The 17199-nt window shown below is 64.2% G+C and carries 16 protein-coding genes; 8 read left to right on the top strand and 8 right to left on the bottom strand.

Annotated elements, in window-relative coordinates; all coding sequences use genetic code 11:
* Window positions 1-134 precede the first annotated feature (134 nt).
* From araD to C1A35_RS28655, 3 genes are all read left to right on the top strand, one after another.
* Window positions 135-1880 (top strand): L-arabinonate dehydratase, encoded by a 1746-nt coding sequence (gene araD, locus C1A35_RS28665; protein ID WP_104667628.1) that lies wholly within the window; start codon window positions 135-137, stop codon window positions 1878-1880.
* A gap of 530 nt (window positions 1881-2410) precedes the next feature.
* Window positions 2411-2734, top strand: coding sequence for a nuclear transport factor 2 family protein (locus C1A35_RS28660; RefSeq protein ID WP_104667627.1), 324 nt, complete (start codon window positions 2411-2413; stop codon window positions 2732-2734).
* 218 nt (window positions 2735-2952) lie between these two features.
* Window positions 2953-3606, top strand: coding sequence for a hypothetical protein (locus C1A35_RS28655; RefSeq protein WP_104667626.1), 654 nt, complete (start codon window positions 2953-2955; stop codon window positions 3604-3606).
* A gap of 85 nt (window positions 3607-3691) precedes the next feature.
* Here the strand turns inward: C1A35_RS28655 and C1A35_RS28650 are convergent, their stop codons facing one another.
* The 4 genes from C1A35_RS28650 to C1A35_RS28635 all read right to left on the bottom strand — a co-directional run bounded on the left by C1A35_RS28650 (window position 3692) and on the right by C1A35_RS28635 (window position 8187).
* On the bottom strand, window positions 3692-4519 hold the full coding sequence (locus C1A35_RS28650; protein ID WP_104667625.1) for a transglutaminase family protein: 828 nt from the start codon (window positions 4517-4519) through the stop codon (window positions 3692-3694).
* 15 nt (window positions 4520-4534) lie between these two features.
* Entirely contained in the window at window positions 4535-5473 is a 939-nt protein-coding gene (locus C1A35_RS28645; protein WP_104667624.1) for an alpha-E domain-containing protein, read from the bottom strand.
* Between the two features lie 3 nt (window positions 5474-5476).
* Entirely contained in the window at window positions 5477-6871 is a 1395-nt protein-coding gene (locus C1A35_RS28640) for a circularly permuted type 2 ATP-grasp protein (protein WP_199773057.1), read from the bottom strand.
* 236 nt (window positions 6872-7107) lie between these two features.
* A complete protein-coding gene (locus C1A35_RS28635) occupies window positions 7108-8187 on the bottom strand; it encodes a YeiH family protein (protein ID WP_104667623.1) in 1080 nt (359 codons plus the stop codon).
* Window positions 8188-8268: 81 nt separating this feature from the next.
* Between C1A35_RS28635 and C1A35_RS28630 the strand changes: the two genes are divergently transcribed.
* The 3 genes from C1A35_RS28630 (at window position 8269) to C1A35_RS28620 (ending at window position 10726) form a co-directional block, all read left to right on the top strand.
* Window positions 8269-9138: a LysR family transcriptional regulator gene (locus C1A35_RS28630; RefSeq protein ID WP_104667622.1), complete on the top strand. Its 870-nt coding sequence runs from the start codon at window positions 8269-8271 to the stop codon at window positions 9136-9138.
* A gap of 72 nt (window positions 9139-9210) precedes the next feature.
* Entirely contained in the window at window positions 9211-9666 is a 456-nt protein-coding gene (locus C1A35_RS28625; protein WP_234823044.1) for a GyrI-like domain-containing protein, read from the top strand.
* A gap of 181 nt (window positions 9667-9847) precedes the next feature.
* Window positions 9848-10726 carry a DMT family transporter gene (locus C1A35_RS28620; RefSeq protein ID WP_104667620.1) on the top strand — a complete coding sequence of 293 codons (879 nt, stop codon included), beginning with the start codon at window positions 9848-9850 and terminating at the stop codon, window positions 10724-10726.
* Between the two features lie 148 nt (window positions 10727-10874).
* Here the strand turns inward: C1A35_RS28620 and C1A35_RS28615 are convergent, their stop codons facing one another.
* The 3 genes from C1A35_RS28615 to C1A35_RS28605 form a co-directional block, all read right to left on the bottom strand.
* The gene (locus C1A35_RS28615) at window positions 10875-12425 is read right to left on the bottom strand and encodes a DEAD/DEAH box helicase (RefSeq protein WP_104667644.1); all 1551 of its coding nucleotides are present in this window, start codon (window positions 12423-12425) and stop codon (window positions 10875-10877) included.
* Window positions 12426-12719: 294 nt separating this feature from the next.
* The gene (locus C1A35_RS28610; RefSeq protein ID WP_104667619.1) at window positions 12720-13820 is read right to left on the bottom strand and encodes a DNA alkylation repair protein; all 1101 of its coding nucleotides are present in this window, start codon (window positions 13818-13820) and stop codon (window positions 12720-12722) included.
* Between the two features lie 37 nt (window positions 13821-13857).
* Window positions 13858-14157, bottom strand: coding sequence for a hypothetical protein (locus tag C1A35_RS28605; RefSeq protein WP_104667618.1), 300 nt, complete (start codon window positions 14155-14157; stop codon window positions 13858-13860).
* A gap of 162 nt (window positions 14158-14319) precedes the next feature.
* Here C1A35_RS28605 and C1A35_RS28600 point away from each other — a divergent pair, with 162 nt between their 5' ends.
* Window positions 14320-14994 (top strand): helix-turn-helix transcriptional regulator, encoded by a 675-nt coding sequence (locus C1A35_RS28600; RefSeq protein ID WP_104667617.1) that lies wholly within the window; start codon window positions 14320-14322, stop codon window positions 14992-14994.
* A 128-nt stretch (window positions 14995-15122) separates the two neighbouring features.
* Window positions 15123-15575, top strand: coding sequence for a host attachment protein (locus C1A35_RS28595; RefSeq protein WP_104667616.1), 453 nt, complete (start codon window positions 15123-15125; stop codon window positions 15573-15575).
* Window positions 15576-15626: 51 nt separating this feature from the next.
* Here the strand turns inward: C1A35_RS28595 and C1A35_RS28590 are convergent, their stop codons facing one another.
* Entirely contained in the window at window positions 15627-17159 is a 1533-nt protein-coding gene (locus C1A35_RS28590; protein ID WP_440271573.1) for a trimethylamine methyltransferase family protein, read from the bottom strand.
* Between the last annotated feature and the right edge of the window lie 40 nt (window positions 17160-17199).

The raw sequence follows: 17199 nt of genomic DNA, 5'->3' as shown, positions 1-17199 counted from the left end.
TCGTCCCACGGCTCACGCGAGCAGGGACGCTACGCCGCCGAATTCTACACAACCGTCAAGACGGCCTACACGCTCGCCTGAAGCGCGCCGTTACTGGCCCGCGTAAGTGCGCGGGCCGCATAAGGAAGAAAAAGATGAAGAAGAAAGCTGAATGGCCGCGCAAGCTGCGCTCGCAGGATTGGTTCGGCGGCACCGGCAAGAATGCCATCATGCACCGCTCCTGGATGAAGAACCAGGGCCTGCCCGCCGACACCTTTGACGGCCGGCCGATCATCGGCATCTGCAACACCTGGTCGGAACTGACGCCGTGCAACGCGCACCTGCGCGATCTCGCCGAGCGGGTGAAGCGCGGGGTCTACGAGGCCGGCGGTTTCCCGGTCGAGTTTCCGGTTTTCTCCGTTGGTGAAAGCACGCTGCGCCCGACGGCAATGATGTTCCGCAATCTTGCGGCCATGGACGTCGAAGAGGCGATCCGCGGCAATCCGGTCGATGGCGTCGTGCTGCTCGGCGGCTGCGACAAGACCACGCCGAGCCTGCTGATGGGCGCTGCCAGCGTCGACATTCCGGTCATTCTCGTCTCCGGTGGCCCGATGCTGAACGGCAAGTGGCGCGGCAAGGATGTCGGCTCGGGCACGGCAATCTGGCAATTCTCGGAAATGGTCAAGTCCGGCGAAATGTCGCTCGCCGAATTCATGGATGCGGAGCAGGGCATGGCGCGTTCGGCCGGCAGCTGCATGACCATGGGTACGGCTTCCACCATGGCCTCGATGGCCGAAGCGCTCGGCATGACGTTGCCCGGCAACGCGGCGATCCCCGCGGTCGATGCGCGACGCCGGGTGATCTCCCAGCTCTCCGGTCGCCGCATCGTCGATATGGTCAAGGAGGACCTGAAGCCCTCGGACATTCTGACGAAAGAGGCTTTCGAGAACGCCATCCGCGTCAACGGCGCCGTCGGCGGCTCGACGAATGCCGTGCTGCACCTGTTGGCGCTTGCCGGCCGCGTCGGCGTCGACTTGAACCTCGACGATTGGGATCGTCTCGGCCGTGACGTGCCGACGATCGTCAACCTGCAGCCGTCGGGCAAGTACCTGATGGAGGAGTTCTACTACGCCGGCGGTTTGCCGGTCGTCATCAAGGCCGTGGGCGAGATGGGGCTGCTGCACAAGGAAGCGCTGACCGTCACCGGCGACACGATCTGGAACGACGTCAAGGATGTGGTCAATTACAATGACGACGTGATCGTGCCGCGCGACAAGGCGCTGACCAAGTCCGGCGGCATCGCGGTGCTGCGCGGCAACCTCGCGCCGAAGGGTTGCGTTCTGAAGCCGTCCGCCGCCTCGCCGCACCTGATGCAGCACAAGGGCCGCGCCGTCGTGTTCGAGAGCATCGAGGACTACCACGCCCGCATCAACCGCGAGGATCTCGATATCGACGAGACCTGTGTGATGGTGCTGAAATACTGCGGGCCGAAGGGGTACCCAGGCATGGCCGAGGTCGGCAACATGGGCCTGCCGCCGAAGGTCCTGAAGAAGGGCATTACCGATATGATCCGCATCTCCGATGCGCGCATGTCGGGCACCGCCTATGGCACCGTGATCCTGCACACGGCACCGGAGGCCGCCGATGGCGGTCCGCTGGCGCTCGTGCAGAATGGTGACATGATCGCCGTCGACGTGCTGGCTCGCACCATCCATCTCGATGTCTCGGACGAGGAACTCGCCCGCCGCCGTGCGGCCTGGGTGTCGCCGGTAAAGCCGCTGACGGGCGGTTATGCCGGCCTTTACGTCAAGAGCGTGATGCAGGCCGATACGGGCGCAGACCTCGACTTTCTCGTCGGTCCGCGCGGCGCGGAAATTCCGATGAACCGCGATAGCCACTGACACTGTCGGCGCACGAGCGGACAGTCCGCTCGTGCCTTCGGCGCTCGCCACAGCTTGCGTCCTATCAGACGCGCAAAGCTTGCTATCGCACCGCCTTGCGGTGCGATAGTCCTAGATGTCGTCGGGGGGGCCACGGCGCGCTGAACAGTCCTGGCGCGCGTAAGCATCGTCGCGGGACGGGCCTGCAACCTTCACGCTGCCACTGACCGGCGACCGTCTTCACGGCTGCAATCAGCCTTTGTCCGCAGGCCTCTCCATCTTCCCTTACCCTTGGGTAAGCACTTACCGCTCGGTGCGTATTGGCGTCGCAGCGTCGACGTCATAGTTTGTCCCCGCGACGTCGGCGACGATCGACGCAAATTTGCAGCCGCCGCTGCGGCAAGAAGGAGCATGCGCCGCGGCTTGATCGTCTGAGCACGCGCCGTGTCGGAACCTACGATCTAAGGGAGTGACGAAGCGTGCCGTTAACAGATCTCATCGATACCTATTGCGCTGCCTGGTCGTCGGAGGACGCCGAGCAGAGGCGGGCGTTGCTGGTGCCGATCTGGGCCGATGGCGCAACGTATTCGGATCCAACGGTTCATGCCGCCGGTGCAGAAGAACTGCTCGCGCACATCGCAGGCATTCAGGCCAGGCATCCGGGTGCGCGCATTACACGGACAAGCGACGTGGATGTTCATCATGGGATCGCACGCTTCGCCTGGCGATTTGTGATGCCCGACGGGTCATCCTTCCCCGAAGGTCTGGACATCGCATTCCTCGATCCCGGCCAGACGCGCATAACGCGCATCATCGGCTTTTTCGGGCCATTGGTCCGCCTTACGGCGTCGCGCGTCTCGCCAGACGTCCTTTGATCGGTTGCAATCAAAGGAAACATGACGGTAAGTCAGCGGAGCCAAAGACAAGGTCATCGTTTCGAAACGACACGCATCCGGCCGTATCTTCGCCCTGTGTTATCCACACCGGGCAAAACCCTCCCTTTTCGGCTGATCCGCTGCAACCGGCGGCAATTCTTGAACGTATCCCCTTTGCCGGGGCCAATACGGTCCCGAGCCTGAAAAGGAGGACGATCATGCTGAGGAATGTACTTGCGTTGTCGCTCGGTCTTCTTGCGACGGTGGCGCTGTCTCAGCCGGCATTTTCACAGAGTGCGAACGGTCTTGGCGTCGGCGTGTCCGTCGGTGGCGCGAATGGACTGAACGCCAATGTGGGCCTCGGAGGCTCGAACGGCCTTAAGGCCGATGTCGATGCATCGCTCGGCGGTGCAAACGGCGTCAATGCCAACGCCAACGCCTCGGTCGGTGGCTCCCAAGGCGTCAACGCCGACGTGCAGGCGAGCGCCGGCGGCGCCAATGGCATCAACGCGGACGCCGATGTCGGCCTTGGCGGCGGCAAGGGGCTCAACACTTCGGTCAATGCCACGGTCGGTGGACGGAACGGCCTCACTGCGGGTCTCACGACCAATGCAGGCGGCGGCAATGGCGTCGGGCTCGGGGTCGGCCTGGGTCTCGGAGCGGGCTCGGCGGGCAACGGCAACACCCCAGGCGGCGGCAACACTGGCGCCGTCGGCGGGGTTTCTCGGGGTGCTTCGCTGACGGCCTTCAATGCGCTGCCCGCTGCCGAACGGCTCAAGCTGATCAAGCGTTGCCGCGACGTCGTCAGCGGCGGCTATGACAGCGACCTGGTTTCGCTCTGCCGTATCCTGCAGGCGAATGCCTCGCGTTAATCGGCAAGTCCAGCTGTCGCCGACATGGTGGACGCGGAGTGTATAGGTGGAAGGGGCGTCGATGACGCCCCATCACGCAGGCTATTTATTGGCTTTGCGACTGGCTCTGGCTTTGCTGCTGCTGTTCGACGGTGACCGATACCTTCAGCGTCTCCTTCGCCTCGCCGTGGATCAGTCCGGAGATGGGCGCGGCGTCGCGGTAGCAAAGGCCGGAGGCGATCCGGACGTAGCGATCATCCGGGCAGATCTTGTTGGCGGCGTCGAAGCCGACCCAGCCGAGCCCGTTGAGGTGTACCTCGGCCCAGGCGTGGCTGGCGGTCTGTTCGGGATGGCCTTCCATCATCAGATAACCCGAGATGTAGCGCGCCGGCAGGTCGAGCGAGCGAGCGGCCGCGATCAGGATATGGGCATGGTCCTGGCAGACGCCGCGACCGCTTTCGAGCGCATCCTCGGCCGTCGTCTCCGCGTGGGTCTCGCCGGGCTTGTATTCCACGGCCTCGTGGATGGCGGCCATCAGCGCGTGCATGCGGGCAAGGTCGGTGTCGCCCTCGGCGGATTTCGAGAGGTCGCGGATGAGCTTTCCGGCCTTGGTGAGCGGCGTTTCGCGGGCATAGAGCCAGAGCGGCACATAGGACTGGTGCGGCCCGAAGACGCCGGCACGATCCTCGGTATGCACCTCTCCGGACGCCGTAATGTGGATTGCCTCACGTTCGCCGTCGACACTGACGAGGTGGACCCGGTTGCCGAAATGGTCGTCGTAGCTCGCCTCGATCGCAGCGCCGTCGACGAGCGTCTGCCAGCCGAGCACCGTCTGGCCGGCCTGGGTCAGAGGCGTCAGCCGCAGGCGCTGCAGCGCGTATTGCACGGGTTCGTCGTAGCGATATTCGGTCGTGTGGCTGATCTTCAGGTGCATGCCATCCTCCCGACCTCAGTTGAACCGGTAACCGTCGGAGATTTCCTGTCCCAGACGGTTGTTGTGGCTGATGAACTCTTCGAGATATTCGTGCAGCCCCTGGTCCATGATCTCCTTGATCGACTGGCTGCGAAGCGACGCGAGCGTGCGGTCTGCCGTTTCGTGGGCAGCATGTCGTTCGCCATATTCCCGCTCGAGATAGCCGAGGTTGCTGGCGATCTTCTCGTAGCAGTAGGCGAGCGAGCGCGGCATGCGGCCGTTGGAAATCAGGAAGTCGGCGATGTTGGCGGGGCGAAGCTCGACGTCATAGACCCAGCCATAGGCGCGGTGTGCCGAGACCGAGCGCAGGATCGATTCCCACTGCACGTTGTCCATCGACGAGCCGACGGCGGCGACCGCCGGCAGCAGCACGTAATACTTCACGTCGAGGATGCGGGCGGTGTTGTCGGCGCGCTCGATGAAGGTGCCGATGCGCGAGAAGTTGAAGATCTCGTTTCTGAGCATCGTGCCGTGAAACGCGCCGCGGATCAGGCCGGCGCGGCGCTTGATCGTGTCGATGATCTCCGGCATGTCGGCGGGGCGCGCCTTCTTGGAAAGCATCGCCTTCATCTCGAGATAGCACTCGTTGGTCGCTTCCCAGGTCTCGCGGGTGAGCGCCGTTCGCACCATGCGGGCGTTGTGGCGGCCCGCCTCGATGCAGGACATCACGCTTGAGGGATTGGCCCGGTCGCGCAGCAGGAAGTCGATCGCGTCGATGCTCGTCAGCTTCTCGTGCACCTCGTCGTAGATTTCACGCACGCCCGCACTTTGCAGCACGCCGTCCCAATCGTCTTCGCTCGCCTCGCTTCTCGTCAGCGACATGCGCAGGCCGGCATCGATCAGCCGGGCGCCGTTTTCCGCGCGCTCGATGTAGCGGAACATCCAGTAGAGGCCGTTTGCAGTTCTTCCCAGCATCTCTCAGTCCTCCAGCACCCAGGTGTCCTTGGTCCCGCCACCCTGGCTGGAATTCACAACGAGCGAACCGGCCTTGAGCGCCACGCGCGTCAGGCCGCCGGGGATGATCTGGACCTTGTCGGAGACAAGGACGTAGGGGCGAAGGTCGACGTGCCGGGGCGCGATGCCCTTGTTGACGAGGATCGGCACGGTGGAAAGCGACAACGTCGGCTGGGCGATGTAGTTGGTGGGGCGGCTCTTCAGCTTTTCGGCAAAGACGGCACGTTCCTTGCGAGTCGCCGTCGGCCCGACCAGCATGCCGTAGCCGCCGGAGCCGTGGACTTCCTTGACCACCAGTTCTTCCAGGTGTTCGAGCACGTATTTGAGGCTCTGAGGCTCCGAACAGCGCCAAGTGGGCACGTTTTCGAGCAGCGGCTTGCGGCCCGTATAGAATTCGACGATCTCGGGCATGTAGGAATAGATCGCCTTGTCATCGGAAATGCCGGTGCCCGGCGCGTTGGCAATGGTGATGTTGCCGGCACGGTAGACGTCCATGATGCCGGGAATGCCAAGAGCGGAATCCGGGCGGAAGGTGAGCGGATCGAGGAAGTCGTCGTCGACGCGACGATAGAGCACGTCGATCGCCTCGTAACCGCGGGTGGTGCGCATCTTCACCTTGCCGTCGATGACGCGCAGGTCGGAGCCCTCGACGAGCTCGACGCCCATCTGGTCGGCCAAAAAGGCGTGCTCGTAATAGGCGGAGTTGTAGATCCCGGGCGTCAGCACCGCCACGCGCGGCTTGCCGCTGCAGCCGGGAGGTGCCAGCGACGAGAGGCTCTGGCGCAGGAGGTAGGGGTAGTTCTCGACCGGGCGCACGCGGTTCTGATGGAAGAGTTCCGGGAACATCTGCATCATGGTTTCGCGGTTTTCCAGCATGTAGCTGACACCGGACGGCGTGCGGGCATTGTCTTCCAGCACATAGAACTGGTCTTCGCCGGTCCTGACGATATCGGTGCCGACGATGTGGGTGTAGACGCCGCCCGGCGGGCGAAAGCCGATCATCTGCGGCAGGAAGGCTTCGTTCTTCTCGATCAGCTCGCGCGGGATGCGGCCGGCGCGGATGATTTCCTGCTTGTGGTAGATGTCGTCGAGAAAGGCGTTGAGGGCGATGACCCGCTGTTCGATACCTTGCGCGAGCTTGCGCCATTCGCGGCCGGAGATGATGCGGGGGATGAGGTCGAAGGGGATGAGCTTTTCGGATGAGTCTGCGTGTCCGTAGACCGCGAAGGTGATGCCGGTTTTCCGGAATATGTTCTCGGCTTCCTTGGATTTCGCTATGAGCCGATTTCTGTCCTGGCTGGCATACCAATCATGATAGGTCGAATATGGCTGGCGCGGACTGCTGTCCGCATTCATCATTTCGTCAAATGCCAAAGGCGTGGTCCCCTTATTTTTGACCATTTGAGTACAACGTTGGTTGCAATGCAAGAAGCGTGCTCAGTCGCCGGAAAAGAAAGTTGGCGCCGGCTCAGGCGCTCTTTTGCGGGGAAATCTGCCCAACGACAGGGCAATGGAGCCTGACCGCCGAAAGGCGTGGTTCCTGGCGCGGCTACAAAATATGCACATGCGCTAAAATTGGGCGCGGCGGCCTGATCCTAGCCAAGGCCGAAGCAGGCGATCGCGAGCGCCGACAGGATGCACAGCACCAGCAGCGAGAGCATGGCGGCAGCACTCGCGCGCGGCCCGGAATTGGCAAGGGCGCGGATGTCGACCTCAAGGCCGAGGGCAGCCATGGCAACGACCGTCAGCCAGGTGGAGACCTTCACCGCGCCGGTCGCGACCGCGTCCGGGATCACGCCGCTGTTGCGGGCGATGGCGACGGCGAGAAAGCCGAGAATGAACCAGGGAACGAAATGGAGGATCGTGGCGAGATGCGATCTGCGATGTTTGCCCGCTAAGCATTCCGGTTCGGTGTTGCGGCCGGCGATCAGCGAGAAACAGAAGACGACGGGGCCGAGCATCAGCACGCGCACGAGCTTGACGAGCGTGCCGACCTGGACCGAGAGCGGACTGAAGGGGCTGGCGGCGGCCAGCACCTGCGGCACGGCATAGACGGTCAGGCCGGCAAAGACGCCATAGCCTTGCGCCGTCATGCCGAGCCAGCCGCCGACGAAGGGCAGCGTGAGCACGACGGCGATGCCGAGAATGGCGGTAAAGGAGATGGCGGCCGCCACCTCTTCGCCGCGGGCGCCAATCGCCGGCGCGACGGCGGCAATCGCCGAGTTGCCGCAGATGGCATTGCCGCAGGCGATCAGCGTCGCCAGGCGCTTCGGCAGGCCGAGTATCCGCGCGATCACGTAGCCGGTGGCAATCGACAGCAGCACCATGGCGACGATGGTGACGAGCAGGGTCGGCCCGCTCGCGGCGATCGCATCGAAACTCAGCATCGCCCCGATCAGGACGATGGCGGCTTCGAGCAGGTACTTTGCAGAGAAATGAATGCCGGAGAGGAAACGGTCGCCGGGCGTCCAGAGTGTGCGGACGATGGCGCCGAGCAGGATGGCAAGGACGAGGGCCTCCAGCCAGGCCCTTCCGGTCCAGCGCCACTCGATCCATTCAAGGCCGAGGGCGGCAAGCGCGACGAAAAGGCAGAGGATGAGGCCCGGGAGAATGCACGTCAGGCGGGAGGCGGCGGAGGAAAATGCGGAGCGGAATGTGGGATGCAATCTGGACATGGGCTGCAACCTACGCCGATCCATGAATCAGTCTAACGGATTATTCTTGTCATTCTGATCGATTTTTGAGATTGATCTGCCATGACACTCGATCAGCTTAGAATCTTTGTCGCGGTCGCCGAGCGGCTGCACATGACCAGGGCCGCCGAGGCGATGAACGTCACGCAGTCGGCGGCAAGCGCTGCGATCGCAGCGCTCGAAACCCAGCACGACGTCAGGTTGTTCGATCGCGTCGGCCGCGGCCTGACGCTGGCCGATGCCGGCAAGGTCTTCCTGCCGGAGGCAAAGGCGGTGCTCGCCCGGGCGGCCGCCGCCACCGCCTGCCTGCGCGATCTCACGGAGCTTCGCCGCGGCGAGCTCTCGATTGCCGCCAGCCAGACGGTCGCGAGCTACTGGCTGCCGGCGCGGCTTGCCCGTTTCACCCATGACTACCCCCAGGTCGACGTGAAGTTGACGGTGCGCAACACCGCGGTCGTCGCAGAGGCGGTGGAGGAGGGCACGGCGCAGCTCGGCTTCGTCGAGGGACGCGTCGATGGCGCTAAGCTCGACCATCGTCGTGTGGCGGTCGATCGCATCGCGGTTTATGCCGCACCCAGCCACGCGCTCGTCGGCGCTTCGGTCAATCTGGAAATGCTGCTTTCTGCGCGCTGGGTGCTGCGCGAGGAGGGGTCCGGTACGCGGGCAATGTTCCTGCAATCGATGGATGATCATGGAGCAGGCGTCGATCGGCTCAGGATCGAGCTCGAACTGCCCTCGAACGAAGCGGTGCTGACGGCGGTCGAAAGCGGCCCCTTCGTCACGGCCGTTTCCCGGCTTGCCGCCCAGCCTTTCGTCGACAGCGGCCGGCTGGTCGAACTGCCGTTCGAACTGGCGGAGCGCAGCTTCGAACTGCTCACGCATCGGGAACGGCAGTTCAGCCGCGCCGCGCGCGCCTTCGTGGAACTGCTTTGAGGTAAATTCCGTTGTGCTCCTCAGATTGCACGCGGAAGTACGGAGCGGGATCATGGGTCTAAAGAGGTGAACATGGCGTTCGAAATCGTCGAAAGGCCGGCGGAGCGCATCGCCGGCGCCTTCTGGGAGGGAACGTTCGTCGAGGCGGCGGATGGCGCCGTGCGTCGGCTGATTGCCGATATGCAGGCGCATCACCAGCACCGTCATCGAGGCGACCATGCGACCCTCGTCGGCATTTCCTGGAACGACCGCCCGGACGGCTTCCGCTATCTGGTCGGTTATGTCTCTGACAGGGTCGAGGCGACCGTGCACCCTGGATATGTCGACCTGCCGGCGATGCGCTTCGCCACGGCCCTGCATCATCCTGATAGCGGCGACGTCTTTGCCCATTACCAGAAAATGTTCGACTGGATCGCGGCCGAAGGCCATGCGGTCGATACCGCTCAGTTGCACTACCGCGAGGAGTATGAACCCGGCTTCGTGTCGCTGTCGCTTTCCTCGCTCAGGCTGATGGTTCCGATCGGCTGATGATTGCCATCAGAAAAATTGCTTTGACCATCACTACCACCGCGGATACTTGCAGGACTGCTTAAATCGCAGGGATTTGAGCGCGAAATCAGCGGCAGATCAAGGCGTTGCAGCGGCCCGGCGCATATCGGCGAGGGTGGTCTTTGCTTCCCGGCTGCCGCGCCATCCCGATAGGCCCATCATGCTCGCCCGCCTGGCTCCCGCCATCTTCGTTCTGCTCTGGTCGACCGGCTGGGTCGTGGCGAAATACGCCGCCGTCTATGCCGACCCGCTGACCTTCCTGGTGTTGCGCTACACGCTGGCGATCGTGCTCTTCATCCTCTTCTGTGTCGCGACCGGTGCCAAGTGGCCAAAGTCCTGGACAATGGCGGGCCACGCCGTGGTCTCGGGCATGTTCCTGCACGGGCTTTATCTCGCCTCCGTCTGGTGGGCGATCGGCGAGGGCGTGCCTGCCGGCATTTCCGGCATCATAGCCGGTCTTCAGCCGCTGATGACGGCGGTCGCCGCCGCCTTCGTCATCGACGAGCGCCTGAGCATGCAGCAAAAGCTCGGGCTGGTGCTCGGTTTCTTCGGGATCGCACTTGCGGTGCTGCCGAAGGTGCTGGCGATCGACACGGGTGCGACGCCGATCCATCTTCTGCCCGTCATCGTCAACGTGCTCGGCATGGCGGCGGTGACCTATGGCACGCTCTATCAGAAGCGCCACCTGCAGAGCGGCGATATCCGCAGCACTGCGGCGCTTCAATATCTCGGTGCATTGATCGTCACGATCCCGCTGGCGCTGATGCTGGAAGACCTGCACGTCACCTGGAACCTGCAGATCGTGCTGTCGCTCGCCTGGTCGGTCCTGGGGCTCTCGATGGGCGCGATCGCGCTGCTGCTCTATCTGATCCGCCGCGGGCAGGTCTCGCGCGCGGCCTCGCTGATCTATCTCGTGCCGCCGCTGGCCGCCGTGCAGGCGTGGATCTTGTTCGGCGAGGCGCTGACCTTGCCGATGATCATCGGTACGGTGATTGCCGTTGCCGGCGTCTATCTCACCAACCGCAAGCCGCAGGCATAAGGCAAGTCGCGCAAACGTGGGCGGCGGTCTTGCGATAACGGCAGGCGAATAGCAAAAACTGAAACGGCGGGCCGAAACGACCCGCCGTTGAAGATTCAGAGTGCTACGACGACCCTATCCTTCAGGTAGGAGCGGCGCTGCAGGTCAATCAGCCCTGATGGCCGCGATTGCCGCCGTTGCCGCGGCGTTGGCCCTGGCCGCCCTCGCGGCGCTCGCCACCGCCACGGTTTTCGTTGCGGCCGCCATGGTTGCGGTCACGACGGTCGCCCTGCTTCTGGCCGGGACGTCCGTGGTGCTTCTTGCCTTCGTGGTTGCGGTTGCCTTCGCCACGGCCGTCGGTCTGCGGATGGCCGTGATCGCGGCGCTCCTGTCGCTGCGGGCGGCGCTCGTCGCGCAAGAGGTCGTCGCCGGTAAAGCCGCTGGTGGCCGCAACCGGCTCGCCGGCCGGGCGCTCGCGGCGCGGCGGACGGCCGCCGTTCTGGTGGTGACCGCCGCCATTGCCCTTGCGGTGGCCGACGCCACCATTGCCGCGGCCGCCGCGGCCCTTGGCCTGACGCGCCTGGTCGGCGGGTGCCTCGCCGCTGGCAACGGCGATCGAGATGCCCATCAGCTTCTCGATGTCGCGCAGCAGGCGGATTTCGTCGGGCGCGCAGAAGGCGATCGCGATGCCGTCGCGGCCGGCGCGCGCGGTGCGGCCGATACGGTGCACATAGGCATCCGGCACTTCCGGCAGGTCGTAGTTGTAGACGTGGGTGACGCCGGGGATGTCGATGCCGCGGGCGGCAACGTCGGTCGCGACCAGCACGCGGATCTCGCCGTCACGGAAGGCCTTCAGCGCGCGTTCGCGCTGGCCCTGGCTCTTGTTGCCGTGGATCGAGGCGGCCTTGAAGCCGACGTGGTCGAGATGCTTCATCAGCTTCTCGGCGCCATGCTTGGTGCGGCTGAAGATCAGCGACAGGCCGTCCGGATTGTCGGTCAGCGACTGCTTGAGGATCTGCGTCTTCAGGTCCTTGCCGGGCACGAAGTGCACGTACTGTTCGACCTTGTCGGCGGCCTTGCCCGGAGGGGTGACTTCGACCTTCACCGGGTTGGTCAGGTACTCGCCGGCAAGCTCGGCGATCTGCTTCGGCATGGTGGCCGAGAAGAGCAGCGTCTGGCGGTTCTTCGGCACGAGCTTGGAGATCTTGCGCAGGTCATGAATGAAGCCGAGGTCGAGCATCTGGTCGGCTTCGTCGAGAACGAGATAGCGGCCCTGCGTCAGCGTCACGGCCTTGCGGGCGATGAGGTCGAGCAGGCGGCCGGGGGTGGCGACCAGGATGTCGACGCCGCGGGCGAGCTGCTCGGTCTGCTTGTTGATCGAGACGCCACCGACGACGACGCCGACCTTGATCGGCGACTTCTTGACGAACAGCTTGAGGTTGGCGGCGATCTGGTTGACCAGTTCGCGGGTCGGCGCAAGCACCAGCGCGCGGATGTTGCGCGGATCGGGACGCTTGCTTTCGGCAACGAGCTTTTCGATCATCGGCAGGCCGAAGGCGGCCGTCTTGCCGGTGCCGGTCTGCGCCAGGCCAATGAGATCATTGCCCTTCAGCACCAGCGGAATGGCCTGTGCCTGGATCGGCGTCGGCTTTTCGAAGCCGTTGGCCGACAGGGTCTCCAGAATGTGCTGGGAGAGGCCGAGATCTTTAAAGGTGGACAAATGCATATCCTTTTGGGGGCGCCAAACGCATTCGCCGGAACCGCATCCTTGCTGTTCCGGTGTCGTTCGGCGTCAAGAACCCCGCGTGAATTGGGAACTTGTGGGTTAAGAAAAAGTCGTCAAGCGCCTGTGCTGTGCCGCCCATTGCGGCGATGTGTGCGCTTTTCCTTCTTCACGGCTTTCTGTGTTGCCGAGGGCGCGCTCACGCGGCGGCCTGAAGGTGACGCTGGGCACCATGTCGTCGTTTTGGGCGAAAAAGTCAAGGTGCATCTTTTCGCAGGTGCGAAATGAGATCTACTCAAGCGCGAGATCGAAGGCGGCTTCGGCCGCTTCCTGGCCGTTGACCAGGATGACGATGCGATGGGCGCCCGGGTAGTAGCGGCGGGTGGTGATCGGCCGGATCGCATGGCGTTTCTCGATCTCGATCGACGCGCCCGGGGCAAGCGTCGCCGATGTCCATTTGAACACTTTCGGCGAGGTCGTGCCGTTCGCCTTACGGTGATGCACGGCGTAGTCGATCATCACCTTCTGGCTGGTCTTGGCGTCGTGGCTGACGGCAAGGCGCAGGTTCAGGCTCTCGCCAAGCACGATCTCGGAGCGATCGAGGAAGAACTTGGCAGCGATGCCGGCTGGAGCGACAAAGCCGAAGTTCGAAAGTGCTGCCGGGTGGCCCTGCTTCAGGAGCGTGCGCGACGCATGGCGCAGCAACTGGCGACGTTCTGCCGAGGCGCCGCCGATATGCTCGGCGACGAAAGCGGCCACCATGTCCGGGTGATCCTTGGCGATGTCGTTGAGGCTGTTGGCGACCGAGCGGCGCACATAGTCCTCGGGATCGTCGAGAAGCGCGGTCAGGATCGGCAGGATCGGCTGCGGGTCGCGGATGAGCTTCGGCAGCCGCATTGCCCAGGGCAGGCGCGGGCGGGTGCCTTCGCTCGCCAGCCGCCGGACATGGTGGTCGGGATCTCCGGTCCAGGTGCGTATCGTGGCCAGCGCGCGTTCCTGGTCGCGGTCGATGAAGACGCGAATGCCGAACTCGGCGGTGAAATGGGGTGTCAGCGCGCGCAGCAGCGACAGCGACAGATCGAAGTGATCCAGGCCGCGTAGGGCGATGTACTGGCTGAGCGGCAGCAATGACCAGCCGGTGAGACCAGGCGCATCACCGCGAGGGAGGCTGGCTGCAAGAGCGGCTGCCGCGTCGGGAAAAGACTGCGGCAGGGTTTCGACCAGCGCGTCGCGGATCTGCAGCGCGCGCTGCATCAGTTCCAGCGCCTCCAGGCCGTCGCCGGCAAGCGCGACAAACGTCCTGCGATCGAAGCCGTCTGCGTTGCGGCCGAGCGCATCGGCGATGGCGGTAACGACGCCGGGGTGCAGCAGGTTCTTCAGTGGCTCGGCCATCGCGCATGCAGTCCTTTGCTCGTCTCGTTCGGGCCGTTCAGATCTTCTGGCCGCCGCTGAAATGCTGCACCAGCATTACCGCGCTGATCGTCGCTGCGTAAGGTGCGAACTCCGGATCGATCCGGACGCGCTCGCCTGCCGACCGGGCAGCCTCCAGCGTCTCCCACTCGACGAGGTCGGCAAACATGCCCGAGGTTTCGCAGGAATCGACCGCGCGCCAGGAGACGAAGCCGGGGTAGCGCGAAACGGCCCGCATCGCCCGCTGACGCGTGGCCGTCGCCGCCGGCCTGTCGGTGACGATGCAGACGGCAAGTTCAAGGATGTGATCGCTGGTCATGTTGATGCTCCATCTGAGTTGCCGCTTGATTTAACACAGGGCAACTGACAGCCTTATGGCCATTATCGACAGCGCGCTTCTTGTGAACCCACGAGGCGCGCGGTAGCCCTTTGATACGTGCCCTTGACACTTGAAAGACGGCTTGCCGCAAGGAGGCCAGACATGAGACCCGCCGACCGGCTGTTTCGCATCATCCAGCTCCTGCGCGCGAGCGGCCGGGTGATGACGGCGCGCGAGATTGCCGAGAAGATGGAGGTCGCCCAGCGCACCATCTATCGGGACATGGAGCACCTGATCGCCTCGGGTGCCCCGATCGACGGCGAGCGTGGCGTCGGCTATCTCCTGCGCGGCGCCTTCGATGCGCCGCCGCTCGCCTTCACCTTCGAGCAGCTCGAAGCGCTGGCCTTTGGCGCCCGTGCCGTGCAGATGCTGGGCGACGGCCGGCTTGCCCAGGCGGCGCGCGAGGCGATGGAGAAGATCGCCCACGGCCTGCCGCCCGAGCATCGCCAGCGGCTGACGGCCGCACCGCTTCGCGCCTTCCGCTCTTCGCTGCAACCGGAGCCGCCGGTGCTGCTCGGCGAGATCCGCCAAGCGATTGCCGAGCGGCGCAAGCTTCGCCTGGAATATGACAGCCTCAAGGACGAGCACTCGGAACGGACGATCTGGCCGCTGGGCCTGAGCGTCTTCGGCCATTTCTGGCTGCTGACGGGCTGGTGCGAACTGAGGTCGGATTTTCGCGATTTCCGGGTCGACCGCATTGCCGCGCTCCATGTCGAGCGCGAGCGCTACGAGGCGACACCGGACCGCAGCTTCGAGGCCTATCTCGCGCGGATGTGACCGTCGTTTCAGGTGCAAATAAATCGTGTCGGAAGGTACCGGCTTCGGAACCGAACCGGGCTTCATGCGTTTCTTTTACAGGGCCTCTTCGGCCCGCCACGATCCACACCTATCATGGGGAGACAATCGTGCAGAACCGGACATGGATACTGGTCGCGGATGGCAACACCGCGCGCATCGTCAAGGGCGTCAACCTTCTGAAGGAGGATCGCCAGCGGCCAGACGAGGAAACCTTTCACACCGAACCGAAGCGCGTTCAGGACATCATGGCCGACAAGCCGGGCAGGTCGCATTCGTCGGTTGGCCACGGCCGCTCCGCCATGGAATACAAGAGCGACCCCGTGCGCGAGGAGCAGCAGCGCTTCGTTGCCGATGTGGCCGAGAGGTTGGAAAGTTATGCGGCAGACCACGCCTTCGACAGCTTGGTGATTTGCGCTGCACCGCGCACCCTTGGTGATTTCAGGAAGCAGCTTTCCGCGCATGTCAGGGAGCGGACGGTCGCCGAGATCGACCGCAACTGCGTCGCAGCGACGACGGAGCAACTGATCGCAACCGCGCGGGCTGCCGTCTTTCCCGCCTGATGCGCGAACGCGCAATACGGTGAAGGCACTACGAGAGCGTCCGGGGTCCCGTCAGAAGTCCGTCGGGACACCGCCTTCTGCCTTGCGCTTGGCAACGAAAGCGTCGAGTTCCTCTTCGATCGCGGGATCGAGGGGCGGGCGTTCGTATTCGTTGAGCTTCTGCCTGAAGATCCGATTGGCATGGTCGTAGGTCGTCGGCCGCCCGGCTTCCGTCCAGGTTTCGAAGTTGCGCCAGTCGGAGAGGATCGGCGAATAGAAGGCGGTCTCGTAGCGCTGCAGCGTGTGCAGCGTGCCGAAGTAATGTCCGCCGGGGCCGACGTCGCGCACGGCATCGAGCCCGAGCGCATCTTCGCTGACATCAAGCGGCGTCAGATACTCCGCCACCATCTGCAGCATGTCGACGTCGAGGATGAATTTCTCGAAGGAGGCGGTGAGCCCTCCCTCGGTCCAGCCGGCGGCGTGCATGATGAAGTTGCCACCGCCCTGCGTCAGCGCCCAGAGCGACATGGCGGACTCATAGGCGGCCTGCGCATCGAGCGTGTTGGCGGCATTGGTGTTTGAGGTGCGGTAGGGGATGTTGTAGCGGCGGGCGAGCTGCCCGCCGGCGATCACCGCCTTCATGTATTCGGGCGTGCCGAAGGCCGGCGCGCCGGTCTTCATGTCGACGTTGGACGTGAAGCCGCCATACATGACGGGCGCGCCGCGCCTGACCATCTGGGTAAATGCGATGCCGCAGAGCGCTTCGGCATTCTGCTGGACCAGCGCACCGGCAATCGTCACCGGCGCCATGGCGCCGGCCAGGGTAAAGGGGGTCACCACGACCACCTGGTTGCGCGAGGACATCTCGATGATGCCCTGCAGCATCGGCCCGTCGAGCCGCAACGGCGAGGACGTGTTGATGATGGTGAAGAGCGAAGGCTCGCGCTCCATCTGCTCCATCGAGATGCCACGGCCGATGCGTGCGATCTCGATCCCGTCGGTGTTGCGCTGCTTGCCGAGCGAATAGACGTGGAAGACCTTGTCGGTGAACTTGACCATGTCCGACAGACAGTCGAGGTGACGCACCGAAGCATGAATGTCGACCGGCTCGACCGGATAGCCGCCGGTCGTGTGCACGATGTCGTAGGATTGGGCGAGCTTGACCAGCTTGCGGAAATCTTCCTGGTTGCCGGTGCGGCGGCCGCCGTCGCGATCGGCGACGAAGGGCGCGCTGGCGATCTGCGCGAAGACGAGATTGTTGCCGCCGATCTGAACATTGCGTGCCGGGTTGCGGGCATGCATGGTGAAGGCGGGGGGTACAGACGCAATCATGTCCATGATCAGCCCGCGGTCGAAGCGCACCCGGTCCGTGCCCGGCGTGACGTCGGCTCCGGCCGCCTTCATCCGGTCGCGCGCCTCCGGCAGGATGATGTCCATGCCGATCTCTTCGAGGATCGTCAGCGATGCCTCATGCACCGCTTCAAGGGCATCGTCCGAAAGGACCGTGGACTTGGCCAGCGTATTGACAAGATTGAGATATTTCCCGCCGGAGGGCTTGCGGATACGTTCGGCGCCGCGTCCGCCCGGCCGGCGCCGCCGCTCCATTGGCGTCGAGGCTGCATCGCCGGTTGCTGCATCGGGAAAC

The sequence above is a fragment of the Ensifer adhaerens genome, assembly GCF_002940685.1.
GTDB classification, from domain to species: domain Bacteria; phylum Pseudomonadota; class Alphaproteobacteria; order Rhizobiales; family Rhizobiaceae; genus Ensifer; species Ensifer adhaerens_E.
The sequence above is the reverse complement of the archived record's forward strand: the minus strand, read 5'-3'. Positions and strand labels throughout refer to the sequence as shown.